A 24,622-nucleotide genomic window follows, 5' to 3' on the forward strand; every position below is an offset into this window, starting at 1 on the left:
TTATCAATACTTAATATGTAGTACCTGTAAGGAATTCGGCGGCAGCGTGAGTGCCACCGATTGTTTGTTAACCACCACTTCGCTTTCTACCGGTTCCACTGGTTTATTATTAAAACGATTTACAGCAACCGGGTCATTGGAGGTAAGCGTGGTAAGGGTGGCTTTTTTAGAGAGATGATTTTTTCCCTGCAACTGTATTTTACTCGTCACGGGTTGCTGGCTCACATTCACCAGTTTCACAATAATTTCCTGCTGCTGCTGATCGATAACGGCAGAAGCGTACAGGCTATCCTGGCCGCTTACGGCCTTGTTGCCGGACAACAGCGGTAATACGTTAGTACCTTTGTTAAGTGAGTATAATTTCTGCACCTGGTAGCTGGGGGTGCCTACTACCTGGAGGTTATTCACCCATATCAGGTCGGGCGCCCATTGCCAGGCTGCTGCGCTGGCAAACAGCGGCGCATAGGAGGCCATGTGTACTACGTCGGCATTGCGTTCCAGACCGGTGAGGAAGGCAGCTTCTGCAATGGCAGCACGCAAGGTATTACGATCAGATCCTGTAAATGTTTTGTCTTCATGTGCGGCATATTCCCCTGCAAAAACTTTGGAGCCCTGGCGGGGATAGTTATCATAGCGGGCTGCGTTGGCGAGGAACCATTCCGGGCTGCGGTAATAATGTTCATCGATGAAGTCTGCATTCATTTTCCGGAGTGTATCGTTAAGGAAATCGAAGCGTGCGCCGTTAGGATCGGTGCCAGAGCTGAATATCAGCTTGATTTCCGGATGTTTTGCCTTGAGAGCATCTGCAAATACGCGGGCACGTTCAATATACTGGGGACCCCAGTTTTCGTTGCCCACACCGATCATAGTGAGGTGAAACGGTTCCGGGTGGCCCATGTCTGCCCTTACTTTACCCCAGGTGGTGGTAGCGGGGCCGTTGGCAAATTCCACCAGGTCGATGGCATCTTGTATATATGGCTGCAAATCTTCCATAGGCACCAATTCCGCCGTATTAAACTGGCAGGCCATACCGCAGTTGAGGATAGGCAGTGGTGCCGCGCCAATATCTTCTGCCAGCTGGAAATATTCGAAGAATCCCAGTCCGAAGCTCTGGTAGTAGTCGGGCGTGAGGCGGTGATTAAATTCTGTATTCCAGCGGTTGATGATCAGTTCGCGGTTTTCGATGGGGCCTACCGTCTTCTTCCATTGGAAGCGGTTGGCGAGGTCGCGCCCTTCCACGATGCAGCCACCGGGGAAGCGGATAAAGCCGGGCTTCATATCGGCCAGCATCTGCACCATATCTGCGCGCAGGCCTTTGGGCCTGTTTTTCCAGGTATCGGACGGAAAAAGCGAAATCATATCCAGGTCGATGGTACCGTTGCCTTCCAGCCACAGGGTGAGCTTTGCGGAGGTATCTTGTTCAGCGGCGGTAAAGGAGAGCGTTTTCGTTTGCCAGTCGCCGTTACCCGGTGCCGGTTCAAAAGCAGTATGCCCAATGACTTTTCCTTTAGCGTTTACCAGCTCTGCGTGGATGGTGATGCCTGGTTTTGCGGTGCGGTACATCATGGACAGGTTATAGTTAATTCCTGTGCGGATACCCATGCCGCGGAAGCCTTCGTTGGTGAGGCCCCACTCTCCTTTGCGGCGGTTGTGTACTTTCAGGCGCAGGAAATTGGGATTGGCTTTGTTGTAGGAGTGACTGTTGAGGACGAGAAGGTCCCCTTCTTCCTTTTTCCCGTTGATGGTCCAGCCCATCAGGGGGCTGTTGAATTCGAAGGAACGGTTTTTCACCAGTTCCGCGTAGATGCCGCCGTCGGCGCCCATGTTAATGTCTTCGAAGAATACGCCGTACATGGTGGACTGGATAGGGGCACCTGGTTGTGCGGCATTTACAATAAACGTCTTTTGCTGGCTGAAGGCTGCGGTGCATAAGAGCGACAGGCAGCAGGATACAAGTAATTTATTCATAACGGAAATTGCTGAAATATAGGCTACAATTTATAAATATTAATTGTCATTTTAACAATTAATAAAAACACACCAAAAAACAACCATAACAGACACTGATAACTTAGGTTGATGCGTTTCCTCAACGGCCATCGGGCGGAAAGAATCAACAAATATCAGCAAAAGCATCTTACAAAATAATTTTATTAAAACGCTACCAGTGCTATTTTTATCGGGTGTGGTTAAATTTTTATTACGCAACCGATGGCATAAAAAAGTTGAAAATTTTTACGCGTCATTTTGACAATTAAAAACTATATTGCGAGCAGGAGGAATAAGATTATCCATTTTTACCATCTTATCATCCATCGGATCCACGTTTATTGACAACTAATTTAGCCATACAGTAAGTCCAACTAAAATCTGAATAACTAAACATTCCCGTATGATAAAGTACACCGGGGTGAGTATCTCACCACCTGCCTGGATCAGGCATGCGATTCTATTATTTTTTATCCTCTGCACACTCGCAGTAAATGCACAGAAAAAAATTACAGGTAAAGTAACGGAGGATGGTAGCAACCAGCCTGTGTTCGGGGCGTCGGTCCAGGTGATGGGCACTACACGTGGCGCCATCACAAATGAGAAAGGCCAGTTTTCTCTTTCCGTTAATCCGGGCGACAAATTGAAGGTTTCGTCGATGGAATTTGAGCCTTTAGAGATAACAGTAGGAGATGAGAATTCCATTAATATAGTGTTGAAGAAGAGCACTGCCGGCCTCAATGAGGTAGTGATCATTGGTTATGGTACTGTTAAGAAAAAAGACCTGACCGGTTCCATTGCTACATTAAAAGCCGGAGATATCAAAACGGAAGGCGCCAGCAATGTGAGCAGAGCCCTGCAGGGCAAGCTGGCGGGTGTTACCGTGGAAGCCGCCGGTGGTGATCCCGGATCAGGCATGCGTGTACTGGTACGCGGTGTTGGTACGTTCAACAATGCTAATCCGCTCTACCTGGTAGATGGTGTGCAGGTGGATAATATCAATAACATTGCACCGGGCGACATCGAATCCATGGATGTGCTTAAAGATGCATCTGCCGCCGCGATCTATGGTTCCCGCGCTGCCAACGGCGTAGTACTCGTTACTACCAAGTCCGGCAAAAACGGACCTCCGGTAATCCAGTTCAATGCCAACTTCGGTTCACAAAAACTGATTAAAAAATACGATGTACTGAATGCGCAGGAATGGGCTACGGTAAGTAATATGGCGCATGATAATGCCGGTTTACCACGACTGGACATCGCCGCAAATCCTTCCCAGCTGGGCGCAGGCACTGACTGGCAGGATGCGATTTACAGAACTGCTATGATGCAGCAATACAATCTTTCCGTAAGCGGCGGTAACGAAAACACCCGCTATAGCTTCTCCGGACAATATAACGACCAGAATGGTATCGTAGACGTTACCGGATACAAACGTTATGGTGTCCGCGAAAAAACGGAAACAACCAAAGGCCGCTTAAAAATTGGTCAATCACTGATTCTCACCCGCGAAACCTGGACTAAAATGCCTGGTGGCTGGGGCGGACAAGGTGGTAACCCGGTTGGTTCTGCGGTAAAAATGATTCCGGTATTTGACATCTACGACGAAAATGCGGTTGGTGGCTACTCCGGTGCCAGCGGTCCGGTGGTAAACGTGGCGAACCCGGTAGCGCAGTTGCACCTGGAAGACATCACCACCAACACCACTTCCATACTCGCCAATGCGTTTGCAGAAGTAACCATCCTCCCCTACCTGAAATACAAATTCAACCTGGGCTATACGGATGCGTTTATTGAGCAAAAAGATTATACCCGCAGATATCAGGTAGGTGGCCTTTTCGCCAATCCTACCAACAATCTCTCCCAAGCCAGAAACAGGTATAACCTGGTCATGGCAGAGAACACCCTGAATTTTGCAAAAGATTTCGGTAAACATAGCTTCCAGGCCTTAGCCGGGTATGCCTATCAAAAGTCGATCAGAGATTCTTCCGGCGCTGCCAGAAGTGGCCTCTCTGATGGCATAAGTGAACTGGATAACGGCGCCATCACCGGCTCTGTATCTGGCAATAAACTGGTAAGCACGCTGGTGTCAGTACTCGGTCGTGTGATCTATTCTTACGATAACCGCTACCTGGTGACTGCCAGTTTCCGTCGTGACGGATCTTCCCGCTTCGCGCCGGACAACCGCTACGGTAACTTCCCGTCTATCGCAGCAGGATGGAATATCTCCAACGAAAAATTCTGGTCAGTACCATCGGGCGCCATTTCCATGCTGAAACTTCGTGGTAGCTACGGTATATTGGGTAACCAGGAATTTGCAGACTATGGCTTTACTCCGCTGATTAATTCTAACATCAACTATGTAAATGGTGATCAGTCCAAATGGTTTGGGGCTATCCAAACGGCCTATGCATCTCCCTACTTAAAATGGGAAAATACAGAAACCGTTGACATAGGTATTGACGCTGCTTTCCTGCATGATAAACTAACGCTCACTGCGGACTACTTCCGTAAAAATACCACGGACCTGTTGCTCCAGGTGCCTATTCCAGGATCTGCCGGCTCCTCTTCCAACCCATACGTAAATGGCGGTAATATCCTCAATAAGGGTATCGAATTGGGCATTGGCTACAATGATAACATTGGTGCAGTAAGCTATAGTGTAAGAGGAACTTTCTCTTCTATCAAAAACAAAGTATTGGCACTGGGTACTGGTACACAGCAAATCCCGGGCGGCCAGCCTACTCACCACGGTGCAGATGCTACACTCACACAGGCAGGCGGCGAAATTGCTTCTTTCTACCTGATCAAATCACTTGGCATTTTCCAGTCACAGGATGAAATCAACGCCTACAAAGGCAAAGACGGGTCACTGATCCAACCTTCTGCCAAACCTGGCGACATCAAATTCTTTGATGCCAACGGCGATGGTACCATCAGCAATGCTGATCGCCTGGATATGGGCAGTTCTTTCCCTTCATTCGAATATGGCCTGGGCATCACCCTCAATGCGTATAATTTTGACCTGAACATGTTCTTACAAGGCACACAGGGAAATAAAATCTATAACGGTCTGCGTCAGGACCTGGAAGGCATGAACCTGGAGTATAACTACGCGCGCACCACGCTCAACGCCTGGACGCCAACCAATACCAACACAGACATGCCACGTGCGGTGATAGATGATCCGAATTTCAACTCTCGCACCTCTTCCCGTTTCCTGGAAAACGGCTCTTACTTCAGATTTAAAACCGTACAGCTGGGTTATACCGTACCGGTTAAACTGCTGGAACGTGCCAAAATCACATCCCTGAGAGCTTACCTGAGTGCCGACAACCTGTTTACCATCACCAAGTACAAAGGGTTTAACCCGGACATTGGCAGATCTGGCAGCATCCTGGACAGAGGCGTAGACTTCGGTCACGTTTCCTACCCACTTGCCCGCACACTTTCTGTTGGTATACAACTGTCATTGTAATTACTTAAAAATTCAACGCATGAAAAAGATATTGATATCGGTCGCGGCCACGCTGGTTTTTGCCAGCTGCTCACGCGATACGTTAGACCTGACCAATCCAAATCAAATCACCACTGAAACTTTCTGGAAAACAGAAAGTGATGTAAGAAGCGCAATGGCAGCCACTTACGGACTGCTCAAAAACGTAGATGGTGGTTTATGGGGTGTACGTGGAGTAGAATTATCCAATGGCCGCGGCGATGATTTCTTCATCCGAAACGATGTGGCAGCACTCTACCAATTATCCACCTTTACCAACACACCGGACAACGGCGTGTCGGAAGGTATATTCAACGTATGCTACCGTGCCATCTTCCGCGCCAACCAGATCCTGGAAAATACAGGTAAAGCGGGCCTCGCGGCAGACAAGGAAAAAGCCTATCTCGCAGAAGCCAAGTTCCTGCGCGGTCTTAACTACTTTATCCTTGTAACCAACTTCGGAGAGGTAGCCATTCGTACTACCGTTCCCGTAGTGATCGATGATTACTTCGTGGCCAAATCACCAGAGAAAGACGTATGGGCGCAGATCATCAAAGACTTTTCCGAAGCAGCCGCTGACCTGCCTGTTGCCTACACCGGCGCCGACATCGGCAGAGCTACGAAAGGTGCCGCACTTGGTATGCTTGGTAAATCCTACGTATACACGAAAGATTATGCAAATGCAGAAACAACACTCAAACAGCTTACCACTGCACCTTTCACCTATCATCTGGTGGCTAACTACGAAGATAATTTCAAAGCTACCACAGAGAACAACGCCGAATCACTGTTCGAAGTTCAACTGGCAGATGTAGGCGGAACCAACCCATGGGCTGGTGAAAACGCCAACGAAACACTGGGTGTTACTACCGCTCAGGAATTTGCGCCTGGGGAAGTAGCCGGTTGGTTTGAAGTGAGTCCTACCGACAAACTCTTCAACGAATTCCAGAAAGAAAAAACAACTACCGATGAACTGGACCCACGCATGTACGCAACACTGATTTGGGATTATCCAGGCGCCACTTTCTATAACAAACCATTTTCTGCTTTTAAACTGCAGTTCGGATTTAAATCCATGTTTAAAAAATACCAGAATTATACGCAGGATAATGAGCTGAAAGGTGGTAAAGGTGGCGACTATACGTCCAGCATCAACGAACGCATCCTGCGTTATGCAGATGTAGAACTGCTGCTGGCAGAAGCACTCACCCTGCAAGGTAAAACCGGTGACGCTTATCCTTATTTACAGGATGTAAGGTCAAGAGCTAACCTCGGCGCGCTTACCACCGGCCTCGGCCAGGATGCGATGATGGCTGAAATCAGACACCAGCGTATGATTGAGTTTGCACGGGAAGGACAACGTTTCTATGACTTGAAAAGATGGGGCCTGCTGCAACAGGAGATCACCAACAGCGACAAGGTGGGTAAACAATATTTTGTGAACGGTAAACATGACTACTTCCCGATTCCACAGAATGAAATTACTACCAACTCGAAGATGGAACAGAATAACAAATGGAAATAGTATGACAATTAAATAAAAAGGTCCACGGTGAGAAACCGTGGACCTTTTTATTTAATGCAAATGTGCTTATTGTGCCTTCAGTAACACTTTAGCTCCCTGCAAATCCTTCCCTTTCACGGTCAACTCAATATCCCCTGATTTCTTCGCTGCCTGCACCACCACTACCAACTTTCCACTAAACGTTTTCATGGTTGGCAGGTGAAACTGCTCAAGCGAAGTAGCATCCCCATTGCAGGCCGCACGGAAACTACCGTTGCCCGTTACTGAAAACTGCAGCTGCTCCGCCGCATCCGGACAAACATTCCCGTCCTTATCCAGTACTGTAACTGTTACAAAGGAGAGGTCGTTACCATCTGCCCTTAACTGCTTCCTGTCTGGCTCCAGTAATAATTTATACGGCTTGCCTGCGGTTACTATGGTTTGTTCCGCAGCAGGTGTACCATCTTTCCCGAAAGCTACTACTTTGACGGTTCCCGGTTCATAGGTCACATCCATCCACATGAGGCGATAGCGGTTTTGCGGGGTACTGCTGTTTTTCTTTTGTATGCCTTTGCTTTTACCGTTGACAAACAGCTCTGCACTGTCGTAACTCGTATACACGAATATTGGGGTGGTATCCCCTTCCCTGCCTGGAAAATTCCAGTGTGGCAGGATGTGTAAGGTAGGCGAAGTAGTATTCCAAACGCTGCGATACAGGTAATAGCGATCTTTGGGAATGCCTGCCAGGTCGCACAACCCGAAGTAAGAACTGCGGGAAGGCCATTTATCATCATAGGGAGTAGGCTCCCCGAGGTAATCGAAGCCCGTCCATACAAACTGACCAATGACCCATGGTTTATCGTCCTGTAATATGAAATCTTCTTCCGGCAGGTTGGACCAGTTACAGTATTCCATATCATAGGAAGAGGACTGTAAATCCGGGTATTGTTTATCTTTTGCTTTTACTACCGGGAAATGATACACACCCCTGGAACTTACGGTAGAAGCAGTTTCTGAGCCGAGCAGTAGTCCTTGCGGAAATGCTTTATAGGCATCTTCGTATAGGTGTGTACGATAGTTCAGTCCGGGTATATCCAGCAGGGCGCCAAAGCCGGAAGCCATGGTAGCCTTCACCTGGTCCATTCCTACGGTTACCGGCCTGGTGGGATCTTCGCGGTGAAAGATATCCTGGAGCCACTTTGCGCGCTTCACGCCTTCAGATCCCCATTGGTCGGGCACTTCATTGCCGGAGCTCCACATCACAATGCAGGGGTGATTGCGGGTGGCATGGATTAAGTTGACAACATCTTTTTCTGCGTCGGTGTTAAAGAACCGGGCATACCCGTTTTTAACTTTTGGCTTTGCCCATTCATCAAAGGTTTCGGCGAGGAACATAAATCCCATTTCATCTGCCAGTTCCAGCTGCTCGCGGGAAGGCATGTTGTGGGAGCTGCGTATAGCGTCGCAGCCAAGGTCTTTAAGGATCTGCATCTGCCGGCGCAGGGCTGCTTTGTTAACAGCAGCACCGAGTGGGCCAAGGTCGTGATGCAAACACACCCCTTTGAATTTGCGCACTTGGCCGTTCAGTGAAAAGCCGGTGGCAGGGTCGTATTTTATTTCGCGGATACCAAATATTGTGGTCACAGAATCTTTCAGTTCTTTGCCTTTATACAGCCGTAAAATAGCCTTATAGAGCATGGGGGATTCAGGGCTCCAGCGGGAGGGATTGCGAACGGAGATGTTGCGGTCAAACTCATTTCCCCAGGGAGCCAGCGCCGTATCTGACGACAGGATAAAACCATTGGGATGCATAATTTCAGTGACCAGCGTGAGCCCTTTACCGCTAACTTTGGTTTTGATATTCACCTTCGCAAACGAGTCCGTGATCATAGGAGTGGTAATATAGGTTCCCCATTCATCAATACTTTCCTGGTTCTTTACGATCACGCTTACGTTGCGGTACAGGCCTGCGCCGGGGTACCAGCGGGACGACTGATCCGCATTTTGCAGGTGTACAGCCAGCAGATTCTCCTTGTCGGGCTGGTACAGGTCAGTGATATCCAGGTAAAAGTAGTTGTAGCCGTAGTGCCACTCTCCTGCTTTCTTTTCGTTGAGGTACACCGTAGGTTCACTCATGGCTCCTTCAAACAGCAGGAGTACCTTTTGTCCTTTTTTATATTGGGAGAGATGAAATGTTTTCCGGTACCAGCCTTCGCCGATATAGGGCAATGCACCCGTGCGCCCGGTTTTCTCGGAAGATACCTTCTCATTATTCTGCGTGATGGCCACATCCTGCTTGTCAATTTCCTTGTCGAACGGACCGTAGATGGCCCAGTCGTGCGGCACCGACACTGATTGCCAGTTTTTATCATTAAAGCTTAGCTGCCAGGCGTTATCATTTTTACCCCTGGAAAATTTCCAGTTGTCATGCAGCTCAGTTACCTCCCGCACCTGTGCGGTGGCGATGTTTACCAGTAGCAGGTGGAAGAGCAGCAGTTTTTTCACACGGGAAAGTGGCATACGGAATAATTAATTGTTAGTCTGACAATTTATAAAAATATTAGCTTAAAGCTGTGAAAAACTTACATTTAGGGGAATTCATCCCATTGCATATATGACTATCTTACCACAGATCAGCAGATTATATCAGCTTCCGGAAACCACGCAGCAAGGCTATAGCCACGAAGAGATAGCGGCACTGGAAGCACGGCTGGGGATACAATTACCTGCTGCCTTGCGGACATACTACCTTACCCTGGGCAAAAATGAACTCATCAACCGCTCACATAATCAGCTGCTAACACCCGGCCAGACCGGCTTTTCGGACGACCGCTACTTTGTTTTTTATGAAGAGAACCAGGTAGTGGCTTATTGGGGCATTAAGGAAGCGGATCTTACCGGGGACAACCCGCCGGTATATGGCAACTACCATCCCGGAGGCACGGAATGGTATGAGGATGCCCCTTCTGTGGAAAGCTTTCTCCTGCTGATGGCGATTTATAATGGTACGTTGGGTGGCTTAACTTACAATGCCAATAGCTTTGATACGGTGGCGCCGGAGGTGGCAACATATATCGAAAGCAATTGGGAAGAGGTAAAGGGCATCACGTTGCAATCGCAACGGATTTTCACTGATCATTTCGAGGAGGTGATCAGCGTGTCTGTGGACCAGCAGGGCAACTGGACGGGCATATTCATTGGCACCCAGGCAAACGAACGGTTTGAAGCATTACTCGAACGTTTGGATATCGACTGGGATTACATCTCTACAGAAGATGAATAAAAATAGGTACTCCACAAGCATAACTGCCTCATGGGAGGCGAACGCCGGCAACTGGATTGCCACTATTGATCATGGAGAAATTGAGAGCCGCAACCTGGTGACCAATGCCGCCATTGTGCAGTCGATCACCGCTGCTGCCCCTACTTCCATTGTAGACATTGGCTGCGGCGAAGGGTGGCTCACACGTAGCTTGCAAGCCGCAGGCATTACTGCATTTGGCGTAGATGCCATTCCCGCACTCATCAGCAATGCCATTGCAAAAGGTGGCCCCGGGTATGCTGTGGCCACGTTTGGAGAGTTGGCTACAGGTATTTATAAACTAAGGGAAACACCCACCGCTGCGGTGATCAACTTCGCACTGCTGGATGAAACAGACAGCAATCAGTTACTCCACAGCATGCCGCAATTGCTGCAGCCAGGCGGTATGGTATTTATTCAAACCCTGCATCCTTTTGCCATGGCACAGCAGGGCGACTACATAACTGGCTGGAAGGACGGCAGCTGGAACGGGATGAAAAGAGATTTCGTACAGCCGTACCAGTGGTACTTCCGCACACTGGCCGACTGGACAAAATTATTTACCAGCGCGGGTCTTGTTATCAGGGAGATGATAGAACCATTGCATCCGCAAACCCAACTACCGGCATCTGTAATTTTCGTATTGTCCTGTTAGGCTTCTCTTGACTTCAGCTCTTTTAAAATACGCTGTCTGCTGGTGATGTTAAGAATTAATATTGGCAGCAACGCAATAGGCATGATGTTCATGGCAATGGTGCCTTTCTTCCCCCACATAACAATGGAGAGCACAATGATGCCAAGTAAAACGACGCCAAGCCCAATAGTGGCTCCTTTCAATAATTTTTCAGTTTTCTGCAATTGCTCAGTACTTTGTGCAGACAGGTTGTCAGATTTCATATTCATAGTATTAGGAGTTACAAAATTGTAATATTCATTAATCGCCCTCCATTGGTCCACGAAGGGCATCCTAGTGACAGCAAACATAGCTATTAAATAGTGAGTTACAAACTCCCCGGACCCGAAATTTTTCGTAACTTGTAGATGGAGGCTACTGAAAAAGTACGCCACTTGTAACCCCATCATTGACCCCAATCTGATCTTATGTCGCAGTATGTTTCCGAACATCAGGCGCAGCCCGTTACCGCAGCCGCTAACCGGGAAATTGCCCCCATCACCGGTGAATCCGATCACAATGAACTATCTGTCAGGAAGTTTATTCCTATTCAGTTTAAATTATCCTTAGGCAGTACAGATGACCCACTGGAAGCAGAGGCCGACCAGATGGCCGACCGCGTGATGCGCATGCCGGAAAGCGGCAATGAGGAAGAGCAGGTACAACGGACCCCGGTTATGAAAATTCAGCGTAAGTGCGCAGCATGTGAAGAGGAACAGGTACAGCGCATGCCGGAAAGCGGCGATGAGGAAGAGCAGGTACAACGGACCCCGGTTATGAAAATTCAGCGTAAGTGCGCAGCATGTGAAGAGGAACAGGTACAGCGCATGCCGGAAAATAATAAGGAAGAAGAGCTGGTACAACGCCGGCCACAAATGCCCTTCCTTCAACGGAAAGAGTCCGGACCAACGGCGGTGGACAGCGGTACTTCCCAGGAAATTAACAGCAGCAGAGGCGGTGGCAGGCCCATGGACCGGCCGGTACAATCATTTATGGAAAGCCGGTTTAATGCGGACTTTTCCGGTGTAAGAATTCATAACAATCATCAGGCAGCCGGGCTTTCCGATTCCTTGCAAGCCCAGGCCTTTACCGTGGGCAATGATATCTATTTCAACGCCGGCAAATATGCGCCGGAAACAGATTCCGGCAAACACCTGCTGGCGCATGAACTCACGCATACCTTACAGCAGTCGGGCGGCAATACGGCGGTGCAACGCCGTACCATTCCGCAGGATTTCGCCACCGCCGCCTATCCTACCGGCCCTGTGTGGGATGTGCACCTGGTAGTAACCGGTGCTCCCGCAAGCACTACCGAAGCGGTGACAGACTTCATCAATGCCTGTCACGATGGTATTATGGGCGCCGCTAATACCCTGGGCACCAGGCCCAGTGTTCCCGGCAGGAATATACGTGTCAGGATCAGCTACAGACGCATACGGGCTAACAGTGGCGACTATGCCGATATCCAGCAGGAAGCATACCGCCTGGCACTGGCTTCTGTGCTGGGTGCTGCGCCAACGCCCGCCCCAACCCCTACGCCTGCTCCTACTCCGGCACCTGCTCCGCCACCGGCCGTAGCGCCACCTCCGCCGGTTACCGTATTACCATGCCCGGCATTCCCTATCACCATCGGTACCCGTGGCGGTTGCGGCACCGGGGATGATGCTACTACGGCTACCTTCCCATTGTCGGCCGTTCCGTCCTCACTGGCATCAGAGGCAGCAGCAATGGATAGCATGCCTGATTTTGCGCTGCGGGCAGCACCGCAGGCGGTACTCAGTACTGGCGGCGCACCCGAGGGTTATTCCCTGTTTAATGATTTTTATAACTCTACTGCATCAACAAGAACTTTTGGTGTAGGCTCAACCATATCTGGAGAGGTGCTGGCGCATCCCAACTATATCCGGCATCGTGGCACCGTGGCTGCCGATTTTATCACCAACCTCAGCGCGCAGGCGGCATCGGCATCAAGGGTGATTGACTGCTCAGCCATCAGGCTTGCCAGTCCGCCGGCCTATGATTTCAGTGGCCCCTTTGATCATAAACTCTGGATTTTGATTGGAGGAACGCAGGGTACAGTGGTAGAACTGACAGGTATGACCATAGATCCTGCCGCCAGGACTTATTCAGCTTCCGTAAGATTTACCATCTGTGATGACTTTGGGGTTGATACTACTGATTTGTCGAGGTCGGGTTTTTCCGGCACGGTGATAAATCAACTGCTGCTGCCATTTTGGATATTGCAGCACAGAAGGACTGGCCATACCCCACTGGTGATAAATGTGGTGGTGGAAGATACTATTTCAGGGCCTTTCTAAATAAAAAGGCGGAAGAGCTATCTTCCGCCTGGTGTAAATATCATCAGAGAATATTATTAATATACCCATCACATGGATTCTCCTTTGGAATAATCTTCGCCGGATTTCCCAATACCAGGGAGTTTTCCGGTACATCCATGTTCACGTATGCATTGGGGGCAATCAGTACATTGTTCCCAATGTGAATATTTCCCACTATTACTGCACCGGTGCCCATCCAAACGTGATCGCCAATGGTAGGAAAACCTTCCAGCCTGCCACGGTTGGCCTGTCCGATGGTAACGTTATGGGCGATATTGCAGTTTTTGCCGATCCTCGCTTTCCCGTTTACCACAATGGTGCCGTGATGGCCGATGAAAAAGCCCTCTCCTATGGCCGTGCCAACCGGAATCTGGAAGCCGAATTTGTAGGAATACCTCCTGCGCAACCAGGAAAAAAACAGGCGCTTCAATGAAAACCTGCCTCCCTGCGACGCCTGCCTGAATACATACATATAGCGGAACCCGGGCTTCCGAAACCCTTTTATCAGCCCTTTGGTACCGGATAATCCGCCGTACCGGAACAGGTCCGCCTGAATTGTTCTGTTCATTTATTTAGTCCTCGATATGGTTAAAGAAATAGTAACGGGTTAATGGTTTTTCAAAATTCGTCCTTTCCTCACAAATTCCAGACCAGATAATATTCCTTTCAGGGAAAAAGGCTTAATGAGCCCTGCTGCGCTCCTCCTCATTACCAAAATCCCGTTGCTTAAATTTATTGTTACCTTTTCCCAGTTTATAGCTCAGCGCCACCCGGAAACCCCTCGTATCCCCATAGCTACGGACATTAGTTTTGATGGCATTGGAATAATAGCTGATCAACGGACGCTGTGCATTCAACAAATCCTCCGCACTCACCGTCACGGATAATTGCTTTTTCAGGAACAATACTTTTACAGATACATCCAGGAGATGCATCGTGGAGATATGAAATATCTGGTAGCGGCCCGGCAGCTGCAATCCGTAATTGAGACCAAAAAACAAGGTTTTGGCGGCATTGGCGGTGAAGTCATTATTCGTATATATGTAACCGTTATAGCCCTCGGTAGAGGCAATGAAACCGGTTTTCGACTGCACATGCTGGTAGTTCATATTAAATCCGGTGAAACTATTCCACCAGCTCAGTTTATCCCAGTTATAGTAGGTAGAAAGCCCCAGCTGGTAAGTATTAGCATAGTTCAGCGGCGTTTGCCTGGTCACGTTAGTGGCAGGGTCCAAAATGGATAACTCCTGCCCGAAATCCGTTACCTGGGAATAATAAAGATTGCTCACCCACTTCTGCTGATGGATATACGAAAACTCCAGATTGTTGATGTAAGAAGGCTTCAGCAGCGGGTTTCCTTCGGAGTAAAAGTAAGGACTGTTGCGAATCACGAAAGGATTCAGGTAATCAAAATCAGGACGGCGAATTCTACGGCTATACTGCATGGAAAACTGATGATTTTCCGCTGCCTGGTAAGTAACATAGGCAGTAGGAAAAAATTGCAGATACTGGTTAGTATTGGTTTGTTGCAAATTATAGGAATACCCTTTTGTTTGCGTAGCCTCAGCACGCAGCCCCAGCTGGGCCTCCCATTTATCGCGGAGCTTTTTGCCGGCAGAAAAATATAGTGCCTGATTATACTCCTTATAGTTGAAAATATTGGACTGGTCAGTGTTTAACACCGGCTCGCCCGTGTGCTGATCGTATACCACCAGGTTGTTGAGTGTGTTGGTATAACTGGCTTTACCACCCAAACTCACATTGGCCCATTTGTAAGGCAGGGTTACATCCAGCTTAGCAGCGTAGTTTTGTACCTTGTTCATATTGCTGTTGACAGCTGCAAAATAACTCCCAGGCAGCATCCCTTTATCCGCACCCAGCTCGTTGCCGGCATATGCCCGGCGATCACTTTTGTGGTAGTTGAAATAATCGACGTCCACAGTGATATTTTTTCCCAGCGAATCCAGCGTAAACTGATGATGCCAGTTAAGTGCATGCATGGTTGGTTTGCTGTTGGCCTGTACCTCCGTTGTAATATAACCTGCGGGCTGCATAGTGCCCGTATTGGTACGGGTGGTGAATGGCTGATTCTGTCCATCACGATCCGTAAAGCTGCCCAGGTATTTAAACCCGGTCGCCCAGCGGCGGCTCAGCTGATAATCCAGTCCCAGCGTGGTGCTCAGTACGTCGCTACTGGATTTGTCGCTTACCGACTGCCCCCAGGTTTCCCTGGTGTAAAAAATGTCGCTGTTGGTGGTAGTTAGCAACTGCTGTTTCCCTTTATTCACGGAAGCCTGTAGGGACAACCGATTGCGGTTATAGTTAAAAAGGCCGTTTACATTGCCACCGACATAGGTTTTTTGCGTGTAGGCGGCACCGATAGTAGCGTCCCAGGTGTTGGGCCTGGCTTTTTTCAACCGGATGTTGATCAGGCCACTGTTTCCCGATGCCACATATTTGGCAGGCGGCGTAGTGATCACTTCAATACTTTTGATATTATCGGAGGGAATGGTTTTCAGCAGACTGGCCAGGTCTTCCGCGGAGAGGCGCTGCAACCGGTCGTCAATCATTACCAGCACCTCCCCTTTTCCTACGATGGACACATTATCCTGCTGCACTCTTACGCCAGGTGTCGATTTCAGTGCGTCCATGGCCGTACCGCCGCCAGGCATCGTGGCGTTTTCCACGTTAAAAACGAGGCGGTCTACCTGTTGCTCAATCACCTTTTTGCGGGAAGCAATAGTGACCCCTTGCAACTCGGTTACTTCCTGAACAATGATGATACCAAGGTCGATGTCCTTATCCACCAGTAGTACCGTGTCCAGGCAAATCTTACTAAACTGTTTGATGATCAGTCGGCAGGTAGCTTTTTTTGTTTGGAGAGAGAAGTGACCCAGCGTATCGGTCAGGGCTTGCGCCACCGGCAGGGAATCCTGCTGCATTAACCCGGTATATACAAATGGCAGCGCAATGCCTTGTTCGTTCCTGACATTTCCTTTGACTTGGTATTGCTGGCTGTTGGCGTTGGTGTATACCAGGATGGCTGCCAGTAAAAAGATCATCTGTTTCATGCTACGAGTATTGAATGTGGCACAAAACTGCCTGCATTTACAGCCACAAACTACTTTTATCGACAAACCCTGCCCGTTGATCTACGAACCCGGCGCCCCGATCATCCTGAAATGAATACATTTGTAAAAAACAATACAGCATGCTGCAACCGGGCACCTTAACGCGTACGAAAGAAGTCATGATCCATGGGATCTTCTGGCTGCTGGCTGCGTATTTCACCTTCGTAAAAAATCCTTTCCATGCGCAACTGTACACACCTGACCTGTTTTACAGTACCTATGTGATCGCATTTGCAGGCACCTTTTATTTTCACTACCTGGTGGTAATGAAGCGGGTGTTCCGGGGTTTCAGCTGGGGTAAGCTGTTGCTGGGCGTACTATTATCCTGGCTGTTTTTTACAGGCCTGCGTTACCTGTTGGAGCAGGTAATCACACAACTGCTGTATAACCGGGTCAACTATACGAATCCGGATTTGCTCAATTACTTAATGGACAACCTCCACTACAGCAGTATGCCTATAATTTTCAGCTCCTTCCTCTGGCTGGGCATCTGGTTCATCCGGCTGCTGGAATACAACGCGGCGATACTGGAGGAAAATAAAAATACAGAAATCAAGTTCCTGAAGGCGCAGATCAATCCGCATTTTGTATTCAATACACTCAACAACATTTACTCCATGGTGTATTTTCAATCGGAGAATTCATTGCCTGCGATTGAAAAACTCAGCCAGGTGATGCGGTTTACCACCTACGAATCGCAGAAAGAAAAAATCAATCTGCAGGAGGAAGTGAATTATATACAGGCGTATATTGAGCTGGAACAGCTGCGGCACCAGGAAACCGGGTTTATTCAATTCAGCAGTCATATTGGGCAGGCACATATTGAAATACCACCGTATGTATTGTCGCCGCTGGTGGAAAACGCCTTAAAGCATGGCAGGGCAGCCGCCGACTCCCCCATTACCATCCGCTTGGATGCAGATCACTCGCGGCTGCTATTCCAGGTAGCCAATGACATCGGCACACAAAAAAAAGACAAACTGGGGGGCATAGGCCTGGATAACCTGAAAAAACGATTGGCTATTTATTACCCAAACCGCCACCAGCTTACGCTCACGCGGGAAAATAACCGGTTTATTGCCGAACTGACAATTAATTTAAAATGAAGAAGAAGATCAACTGTATCATACTGGATGATGAGCCATTTGCGGTGAAACTGATAGCGGACTACGCTTCAAAGGTGCCACAACTGCAGGTGCTCTATGCAGATAGTGACGTATATCAAGCCATGGAAGTGCTAAACACCCAAACGGTGGACCTGGTATTTCTCGACATACAAATGCCGCAACTAACAGGCATTGAGCTGATGCAACTTTTCAACCGGCAACATAATTTCATCATCACCTCCGCCTATCCGCAATATGCGCTGGAGACCTATCAGTTCCATGTAATCGACTTCCTCCTAAAACCCATTACCTTCAACAGGTTTTACCAGAGCATAGAAAAATACAACCGGTGGCAGGAAGCGTTTCAGCCTGCGGAAAACGATCATTTCCTGTTTGTAAAAGCGGACCGAAAGCATTACAAAATTTCGCCGGACACGATCATCTATATTGAAGGACTGAAAGATTATATCCGTATCCATACCACCACTGAGAAAATAATGGTGCTGGAAAACATGAAAGCCATCATGGAGCAACTGCCGCCGCAGCAGTTTGTGCGTATACACCGCTCCTATATTATTCCGCTGAATAAAATAAAAGTAATTGAAGGCAATCAGATTCAATTGTCGGACGGGACTTTCCTGCCCATAGGGGAAACTTACCGCAAGCTGGTGGGGGAATGGATAGCCAAAAAATAGTTCAAAAAGGTTAACTTTAGAGACGGGAAGATTAGATACCCTGCCAACATGCAATTTTTACCATCCGCCCTATTAGCGCCCTACATTAAGAGCTATACCGTTGTTACCATTGAACAGGATATCGACAACGAAGTCTTTTACCCCAGTGGTTATGTAGACCTCGTCATCAACATTTCCGCAGGGGCGGCGGCCACCATTATAAACGGGCGGAAGAAAGACACCCCTGCCATTGAACTGCTGGGGCACCTGACGCTTCCTACCCGTTTAACAGTAAAGAAAGGCACTACAGTACTCATCGCCCGCATCTACCCTCACGCCAGTACGTTGTTTTTCCCATATCCGCTATCGGAGTTTACCAACTACGCCACGGACCTGTACGATGTACAGTTGCTGGAAAGCAGGCAACTCTTTTACCGGGTGATGGAAGCGGAGCCGGTGGTGCAAAAGATCAGGGTATTGGAGAATTATCTCCTTCTGCAGCTGGCAAAGAATGAAAAGCAACTGAAAAAGGTAACGCTGGTACAGCAGTTATCCCACCAGGTATTATCCGATCCTTCGCAACTGGATTTATCCTCTTTGTCGCGGAATGCCGGCATATCAGCGCGGTACATCCAAAAGCTCTATATGTCCAACATAGGCCTGAGCCCTGCAGCCTTTGCTGCAATTGTACGTTTCAACAAGAGTTTGCAACAGGTGTTGCACTCCCCTGTTTCGCTTACGGCTATTGCCTATGAATGTGGGTATTATGATCAGGCGCATTTCATCAGGGAGTTCCGGAAGTTTACCGGCATTACTCCTTCCGATGCCCGGCGTTCGCTCACAAAAAATGACGAAGCGTATCAGCAGGCGGTGAATATTGGATTTTAGTGATTATTATTTCACAGGATGGTTGCTGCTAAACATATCCCGGTGCATTTTCCAGCCGGCACTGGTTTTCTTCCATATGACCACCACTTTCCCATCATCGATTTTGTGGCCACGCAGGTCCGTCATCACATAGAAACTTTCCTCTGTTACAAAATCTTTCGCATCGCCGTACAGATGCTGAATATTGAACTTAACATGTATCTGGGGACCATCTTTAAAAAATTTCGCCAGATTAGCCTTCCCACACACCGGCGCAGCACCCGGCGGGAACAGGCAGGCATCATCTGTATAGCAAGTAAGCACACTACCGTCATTTTTGAGGGCCAGGTCCCCGTAGTTGGCATTACTGGCTTCGATAGCTGTTCTGGCCTCCTTTAACAGTTTATCGTCGGATTGGGCAATGGCCAGGCAAGAGATCAACAAGCAAGCGGTTAAGAACAGGATTTGTTTCATGGGTTTATTTTTACACAAAGGAAGCTAATGCGATGGAGCCAGAATTGTATAAAAGCGAACAAATCAAAAAATTCATAGGCCGTGGACGCACATGCTTACAGCGTCACCATTTGTGGCACATGGCCCGTAGCCGGTATAAATTCCTTCATCACCCATTCCATAGGAAGCTTGAGGTAGCTGGTGGTGGTACCATCGCTGCAGCCGTACCAGGGCTCCTGCAGCACCTCCTGATCTATTACCAGCTGTATCTGCTCCTCCTTATCCAGCAGCAGGCCGAAAACAGTGGCCGCTCCAACCGCTACCCCTACCATGGATTGCAATAGCTCCACCGGCGCAAATGACACGCGGGAAACTCCCAGCGCAGCGCTGAAATCTTTGGTAACAAAAGGTTTGGCAGCAGTGGTAATTGCCAGGTAAAACCGGGTTTGCTGGCGGTTGCAAAGGAATAACGTTTTCACCGTTTTCATTTGCAGGCGCTCATCGATCATGATGCAGTCCTCCATGGTGATGGCTGGCTCACAGTCCACCCGTTCGAATGGAACGGCCTTTTCCTGTAATAGTGTATATACCATTTGCTGCAGCGGTGTCTTAAATTCCAGTGGTGCAGTCGCTTTAGCCTCACTTACAAAAATCATAAAAAGTAGTTCCGGTTTGTGGTCAAAGATAGCCGTTGACCGTTGAAAATCAAAAGGCGGCTATTGCTTCCACTTTACGCTGCGTACAATCTCGTAAGTATACAAGGGTACTGACCAGCCCAGCCAGAACAGCGGCACCGTAACCGCTTCGAAGCTGCCAAGCTCCTGTATGGCCGGTATCTTATACAAAAAACCTGAAATCAGGAATGCGACAGTCACGATGTAACTACGGATCATCCATTCCTTATGCAGCTTAAACTGCCTTTTAACAGCTGTAATCCAGGCGATGAAACTGCTGGTGATCCATACAGAAGCCCATACCTGCAAAGTGAATGCATAGGCCCAGTTGACATGATAGGCGGAGGTAAATGATAGTACGAGTGCTGATATACTGCTGCTGAGGATAGCCAGCAAATAGATATACCCGATACCGCGATGCAGCAACGGACTGAAGTTACGCAGCTTGGGCCAGAACTGCAGGGCGCCGGAGATCAGCGCACCACCACCGGAGGTGATATGTGTGATCAGGAAATACCGTTGCCTGAAATATTTGCCCAGTGCTTCGGGCGTCATAGCCAGGTAATGATCCGCCCCGTGCATAAACAGCCAGGTTACAAAGAAAACACCTATCCATATAATCAGGGGTAATAAGTCGCTGTACTGTAGTCTGATATTCTTCTCCATGTTGCTAATAATTTTGTGGTACAAATATCCATGGAAGCAAAGGCCTGCGCAATAACCGAAAAAAGATTCGGTATGGAGGCTGCGGCTGCATCACGATATTCTGTAACTTTAACCGGTAAGCCATACAAACATGTATACAAGAAAAATAGAAGAAGACCTGGACTGCGGCCTCATCCTCGGTATGAAAGTACTGGGAGGCAAGTGGAAATGCTGCATTCTCGACGCTATCCATAAAGGTTTTACCAGACCCAGCGAGATTACCCGCAGCATCAAAGAAGCATCCCCGCGGGTAATAGAAATGCAGCTGGCGGAGTTGCTGTTTTTTGGGGTGATTGAAAAAAAACAGGAAAATGAGCAGGTGTATCCCAAACATACCGCCTACCGCCTGACACCACTGGGTGAAACCCTGCTGCCTATCCTTTCCCAAATCGATGCCTGGGGCTTGCAACACGCAGACCTCATCAAGGAACGGCTGACAGAAATATAATTTTTATAGCACAGGCAACCAATCCCGTGCATATCCCGTATATCCACATAATTCAGAATTTACACAGAATTGAACAATACATTTATCGAATGAAGATTCTAATTATAGAAGATGAACCGGAGCTGGCAAAGAGTATGGGCGTATACCTCCGGGAGGAGGGCTATACCTGCGACTTTGCGACTGATTATACCGAAGGGATGGAAAAAATTCATGCCTGTAACTACGATTGCATCCTGCTGGACATCATGCTGCCGGGTGGCAACGGCCTCGCCATCGTGGAGGAACTGCGGCGACTGAAAAAGAACGATGGCACCATTATTATCTCCGCTAAAAACTCCCTGGACGACCGCATCAAAGGCCTGCACCTGGGAGCCGACGACTATATATCAAAACCATTTTACCTTTCTGAACTCTCTGCCCGCATTTTTTCGCTGATCAGGCGCAGGCAGCTGGGTAATGTCAATATTATTGAGCAAAAAGAACTGAAAGTGGACGTGCTTGGCAAAGAAGTGACCATTCACGACAAACCGATCGTACTTACAAAAAAGGAATTCGGATTATTATTGCTGTTGATGAGCAACGCCAACAGGGTATTATCAAAATCCGCTCTGGCAGAGCATATTTCCGGTGCCGGCGTGGTGGATTTCGATAGCTATGACCACGTATACGCACATATTAAAAATCTAAAAAAGAAACTCTTTGATGGCGGCTGCGGCAACTACCTCCGTACAATTTATGGAACGGGCTATAAATGGGAGATATGAGTAAACTGCTGAATTATTCCCTTCGTAAAATTATCATTTGCGCCGGCATTGTGCTGGTTGGCAGTATCCCTATCTATTACTTCGCCATCAGCCGGCTGTGGCAATACGAAATGGAAGAGCATAATGTGATGCTCACCACCGAGGCCGCCCGGGAAGACAGCTTCCTGATCATTGGTGCTGTTACGCTGCTCAGCGTCGTCTTTTTCATTTTCCTGCTGGGTGCGCTGATTTTAATGAACCGGATGCTATCAAAGAGGATGTGGCAGCCGTTTTACGAGAGTCTGGCCGAAATGAAGGCCTTCAACCTCCACCAGCCTCACGACATCAGCTTCAAAAAAACCGGCATCACCGAATTCGATGATCTTAACACCAGCCTGGAAAAGCTGCTGACAGCCAACATCAACATCTACAACCAGCAAAAGGAATTTGCCGATAATGCCTCCCATGAGTTGCAAACACCGCTGGCGGTGGTGCAGTCTAAACTGGACCTGCTGTCGCAAAGCGAGCAACTGAACGATGCACAGTTTCAGCTGATCGAAGAAGCGTTGTTTGCACTATCACGCGTGAGCAGAATCAACAAAAATCTGCTGTTGCTGACTAAAATTGAAAACAGCCAGTTTGCAGATAAGGTACAGGTAGACATGAGTGCCGTGCTGGAAGAACTGCTCTCCCAGTTATCTTTTTATTTTGAAGAAAAGGAACTCACCTTGCAAATGGACATCGTACCGGGCGTGCTGGTAGAGGGCAACCGGATCCTGCTCGAAATTCTGCTGGGCAACCTGCTCACGAATGCGATCCGCCATAGCACCACTCCCGGCACGGTGCATATCACCTTACGTCCAGATCACCTATCTATAAAAAATTCCGGAAAAACAGCATTGCTGGAGGAGCAGCTGTTTAAAAGGTTTGCCATTACTTCTTCCCATAGTTCCGGCTCTGGTCTGGGACTGGCGCTGATAAAGCAGATCTGTACCCGGTATGGGTGGCAGGTGGAATATCAGTTTGATGCTTCCTTGCATATTTTCAGGATCACTTTTTAATTTTGAGGCCCTGACAACACCCATGCCTTCGGCACGGGTGCTATCAGTGGGTAGAGACTACGTCTCTACCCCCGAACCTGGCGTGTTTACTCGGCTATCAGCCATGGATACACGCAGTCCAAAAATAAATTCAGAAAATTTTCAGATTTAATTCCAAATAATTTCAGATTCTGAATTTTTTATGCTAATCTTGCATCATCATTCAGCCGTACAGCGGCCGGATCTTCTTTTGTCAAACATTTTTCCCGATTAGATAAATCGAATTCCGCATTTGAGTAAAGTGCGGTGAATCTGTTTTGTTGCTTTGCATCAAAATCAGAAAAATGTTACATAGAAAAATCCTTGGTACACCACTTATTCTCGGCGCCTTTATACTGACTGTTGCATCCTGTAAGAAAGACGATGCTCCTGCTACCCCACCTGTTTACACTGTTCCTGATACATACAATTTCGAAAACGTTGAATATGCAGAAGCCACTGGCAGCATTTCCATGTGGGCAGGATTCACTTCCTGGCTGGGTAAAAGCACCGGTCGCCAATTATCCGCTGATTCGGCCAACTACCTCTGGAATAATACGAACAGTGCTTTCACCGCTGAAACTACCACCAACCTCCCGCTTGCTACTACGGCTATCAACGCATTAGGCTTTGGCCTCAATAGTAAAGCAACGGATGCGGCTACATTTAAACAACTGGCCGACTCCATGGTGAAGGTAAGCGCTTCTTTTAACGCAACTGCAGCACCTGGCACAGCGGGTAAAGTAGGCACCCGCCTGGTAAACTACTCCGGCGTAGAGTTCAACCAACTCGTAGCCAAAGGCCTCATGGGTGCATTACAGATTGCGAAAATCAACGCCCTGCTGGATCAATCCCAAAAAGACGATAACAACACCGTGAAAGCCGGCACCGGCACTGCCATGCAGCACAACTGGGACCTCGCCTTCGGTTATGTAGGCATTCCTAAAGATTACGATTCCGCTAAAACATACGCTAACACTGAAGCAAACAGACCACTGGCTATCGGCGGCTACTTCCGCGAAAGAGGCCGTGTGATCCAGGCCGGCGGTACCATCTTCACAGCGTTCCGTAAAGGTCGCGCCGCTATTAACGCTAAAGACTACACGGGCCGCGATCAGGCGATCACCACCATCAAGGAAATGCTGGAAAAAACAGTGGCAGCTGCGGCTTATGCCTACGCTACCCTGCCACAAGGCAGCTCCGACCTCGCAGTTAAGTTCCATGCTTACTCCGAGTGTTATGGCTTTGTGCTGGCGCTGAAATACCGCCCTGCTACCAGCAAGCTCACCGCCGCTAACTACCAGGTATTGCTTGATATCATGAAAACTAATTTCTACGACTTATCAGCCGATGCAACCAACGCAAAACTGAAACAAATGCAGACGATCCTGACCAACACATACGGAACACTGCAATAATCGATACTACTACACACACTAT

Annotated in this window: 20 protein-coding genes; 12 read left to right on the forward strand and 8 right to left on the reverse strand. The window is 48.4% G+C overall.

Annotated elements, in window-relative coordinates; all coding sequences use genetic code 11:
* Nucleotides 1-3: 3 nt before the first annotated feature.
* A complete protein-coding gene (locus tag KW844_RS12180) occupies nucleotides 4-1,968 on the reverse strand; it encodes an alpha-L-arabinofuranosidase C-terminal domain-containing protein (RefSeq protein WP_218377012.1) in 1,965 nt (654 codons plus the stop codon).
* A gap of 424 nt (nucleotides 1,969-2,392) precedes the next feature.
* Between KW844_RS12180 and KW844_RS12185 the strand changes: the two genes are divergently transcribed.
* Together KW844_RS12185 and KW844_RS12190 are read left to right on the forward strand one after the other, a co-directional pair.
* Entirely contained in the window at nucleotides 2,393-5,467 is a 3,075-nt protein-coding gene (locus tag KW844_RS12185) for a TonB-dependent receptor (protein WP_218377013.1), read from the forward strand.
* A 19-nt stretch (nucleotides 5,468-5,486) separates the two neighbouring features.
* Nucleotides 5,487-7,010, forward strand: coding sequence for a RagB/SusD family nutrient uptake outer membrane protein (locus tag KW844_RS12190; protein WP_218377014.1), 1,524 nt, complete (start codon nucleotides 5,487-5,489; stop codon nucleotides 7,008-7,010).
* A 66-nt stretch (nucleotides 7,011-7,076) separates the two neighbouring features.
* Here KW844_RS12190 and KW844_RS12195 read toward each other — a convergent pair whose 3' ends face one another.
* Complete coding sequence (locus tag KW844_RS12195) at nucleotides 7,077-9,509, reverse strand: DUF4982 domain-containing protein (protein ID WP_218377015.1); 2,433 nt, start codon at nucleotides 9,507-9,509, stop codon at nucleotides 7,077-7,079.
* 94 nt (nucleotides 9,510-9,603) lie between these two features.
* Here KW844_RS12195 and KW844_RS12200 point away from each other — a divergent pair, with 94 nt between their 5' ends.
* Together KW844_RS12200 and KW844_RS12205 are read left to right on the forward strand one after the other, a co-directional pair.
* Nucleotides 9,604-10,272 (forward strand): SMI1/KNR4 family protein, encoded by a 669-nt coding sequence (locus KW844_RS12200; RefSeq protein WP_218377016.1) that lies wholly within the window; start codon nucleotides 9,604-9,606, stop codon nucleotides 10,270-10,272.
* Nucleotides 10,265-10,945, forward strand: a complete 681-nt coding sequence (locus tag KW844_RS12205; protein WP_218377017.1) for a bifunctional 2-polyprenyl-6-hydroxyphenol methylase/3-demethylubiquinol 3-O-methyltransferase UbiG — start codon at nucleotides 10,265-10,267, stop codon at nucleotides 10,943-10,945. The genes KW844_RS12200 and KW844_RS12205 overlap by 8 nt, the downstream gene beginning before the upstream one ends.
* Here KW844_RS12205 and KW844_RS12210 read toward each other — a convergent pair.
* Nucleotides 10,942-11,193 (reverse strand): hypothetical protein, encoded by a 252-nt coding sequence (locus tag KW844_RS12210; RefSeq protein ID WP_218377018.1) that lies wholly within the window; start codon nucleotides 11,191-11,193, stop codon nucleotides 10,942-10,944. The two genes, KW844_RS12205 and KW844_RS12210, sit on opposite strands and share 4 nt — an antisense overlap.
* 198 nt (nucleotides 11,194-11,391) lie before the next feature.
* Between KW844_RS12210 and KW844_RS12215 the strand changes: the two genes are divergently transcribed.
* Nucleotides 11,392-13,281, forward strand: coding sequence for a DUF4157 domain-containing protein (locus KW844_RS12215; protein WP_218377019.1), 1,890 nt, complete (start codon nucleotides 11,392-11,394; stop codon nucleotides 13,279-13,281).
* A 43-nt stretch (nucleotides 13,282-13,324) separates the two neighbouring features.
* Here KW844_RS12215 and KW844_RS12220 read toward each other — a convergent pair whose 3' ends face one another.
* Nucleotides 13,325-13,870: a serine O-acetyltransferase gene (locus KW844_RS12220; RefSeq protein WP_218377020.1), complete on the reverse strand. Its 546-nt coding sequence runs from the start codon at nucleotides 13,868-13,870 to the stop codon at nucleotides 13,325-13,327.
* Nucleotides 13,871-13,982: 112 nt separating this feature from the next.
* Entirely contained in the window at nucleotides 13,983-16,373 is a 2,391-nt protein-coding gene (locus KW844_RS12225) for an outer membrane beta-barrel family protein (RefSeq protein WP_218377021.1), read from the reverse strand.
* Between the two features lie 140 nt (nucleotides 16,374-16,513).
* Between KW844_RS12225 and KW844_RS12230 the strand changes: the two genes are divergently transcribed.
* Genes KW844_RS12230 through KW844_RS12240 form a run of 3 tightly spaced genes read left to right on the forward strand, consistent with a single transcriptional unit; the run spans nucleotide 16,514 to nucleotide 19,101 of the window.
* Nucleotides 16,514-17,539 carry a sensor histidine kinase gene (locus KW844_RS12230; protein WP_218377022.1) on the forward strand — a complete coding sequence of 342 codons (1,026 nt, stop codon included), beginning with the start codon at nucleotides 16,514-16,516 and terminating at the stop codon, nucleotides 17,537-17,539.
* The gene (locus KW844_RS12235; RefSeq protein WP_218377023.1) at nucleotides 17,536-18,234 is read left to right on the forward strand and encodes a LytTR family DNA-binding domain-containing protein; all 699 of its coding nucleotides are present in this window, start codon (nucleotides 17,536-17,538) and stop codon (nucleotides 18,232-18,234) included. The genes KW844_RS12230 and KW844_RS12235 overlap by 4 nt, the downstream gene beginning before the upstream one ends.
* Nucleotides 18,235-18,282: 48 nt before the next feature.
* A complete protein-coding gene (locus tag KW844_RS12240) occupies nucleotides 18,283-19,101 on the forward strand; it encodes a helix-turn-helix transcriptional regulator (RefSeq protein ID WP_218377024.1) in 819 nt (272 codons plus the stop codon).
* A gap of 6 nt (nucleotides 19,102-19,107) precedes the next feature.
* On the opposite strand, the gene KW844_RS12245 is transcribed toward KW844_RS12240, so the two are convergent.
* From KW844_RS12245 to KW844_RS12255, 3 genes are all read right to left on the reverse strand, one after another.
* Entirely contained in the window at nucleotides 19,108-19,554 is a 447-nt protein-coding gene (locus KW844_RS12245) for a nuclear transport factor 2 family protein (RefSeq protein WP_218377025.1), read from the reverse strand.
* A 95-nt stretch (nucleotides 19,555-19,649) separates the two neighbouring features.
* Nucleotides 19,650-20,189: a prolyl-tRNA synthetase associated domain-containing protein gene (locus KW844_RS12250; protein WP_218377026.1), complete on the reverse strand. Its 540-nt coding sequence runs from the start codon at nucleotides 20,187-20,189 to the stop codon at nucleotides 19,650-19,652.
* 60 nt (nucleotides 20,190-20,249) lie between these two features.
* A complete protein-coding gene (locus KW844_RS12255) occupies nucleotides 20,250-20,873 on the reverse strand; it encodes a DUF2306 domain-containing protein (protein ID WP_218377027.1) in 624 nt (207 codons plus the stop codon).
* 130 nt (nucleotides 20,874-21,003) lie between these two features.
* Here KW844_RS12255 and KW844_RS12260 point away from each other — a divergent pair, with 130 nt between their 5' ends.
* The 4 genes from KW844_RS12260 to KW844_RS12275 all read left to right on the forward strand — a co-directional run bounded on the left by KW844_RS12260 (nucleotide 21,004) and on the right by KW844_RS12275 (nucleotide 24,600).
* Nucleotides 21,004-21,360, forward strand: coding sequence for a helix-turn-helix domain-containing protein (locus tag KW844_RS12260; RefSeq protein WP_218377028.1), 357 nt, complete (start codon nucleotides 21,004-21,006; stop codon nucleotides 21,358-21,360).
* 89 nt (nucleotides 21,361-21,449) lie between these two features.
* Nucleotides 21,450-22,124, forward strand: a complete 675-nt coding sequence (locus KW844_RS12265; protein WP_218377029.1) for a response regulator transcription factor — start codon at nucleotides 21,450-21,452, stop codon at nucleotides 22,122-22,124.
* Nucleotides 22,121-23,164, forward strand: a complete 1,044-nt coding sequence (locus KW844_RS12270; RefSeq protein ID WP_218377030.1) for a HAMP domain-containing sensor histidine kinase — start codon at nucleotides 22,121-22,123, stop codon at nucleotides 23,162-23,164. The genes KW844_RS12265 and KW844_RS12270 overlap by 4 nt, the downstream gene beginning before the upstream one ends.
* 323 nt (nucleotides 23,165-23,487) lie before the next feature.
* A complete protein-coding gene (locus KW844_RS12275) occupies nucleotides 23,488-24,600 on the forward strand; it encodes a DUF4856 domain-containing protein (RefSeq protein WP_218377031.1) in 1,113 nt (370 codons plus the stop codon).
* Nucleotides 24,601-24,622 lie beyond the last annotated feature (22 nt).

The sequence above is a fragment of the Chitinophaga sp. sic0106 genome (assembly GCF_019219075.1).
Lineage (GTDB): Bacteria > Bacteroidota > Bacteroidia > Chitinophagales > Chitinophagaceae > Chitinophaga.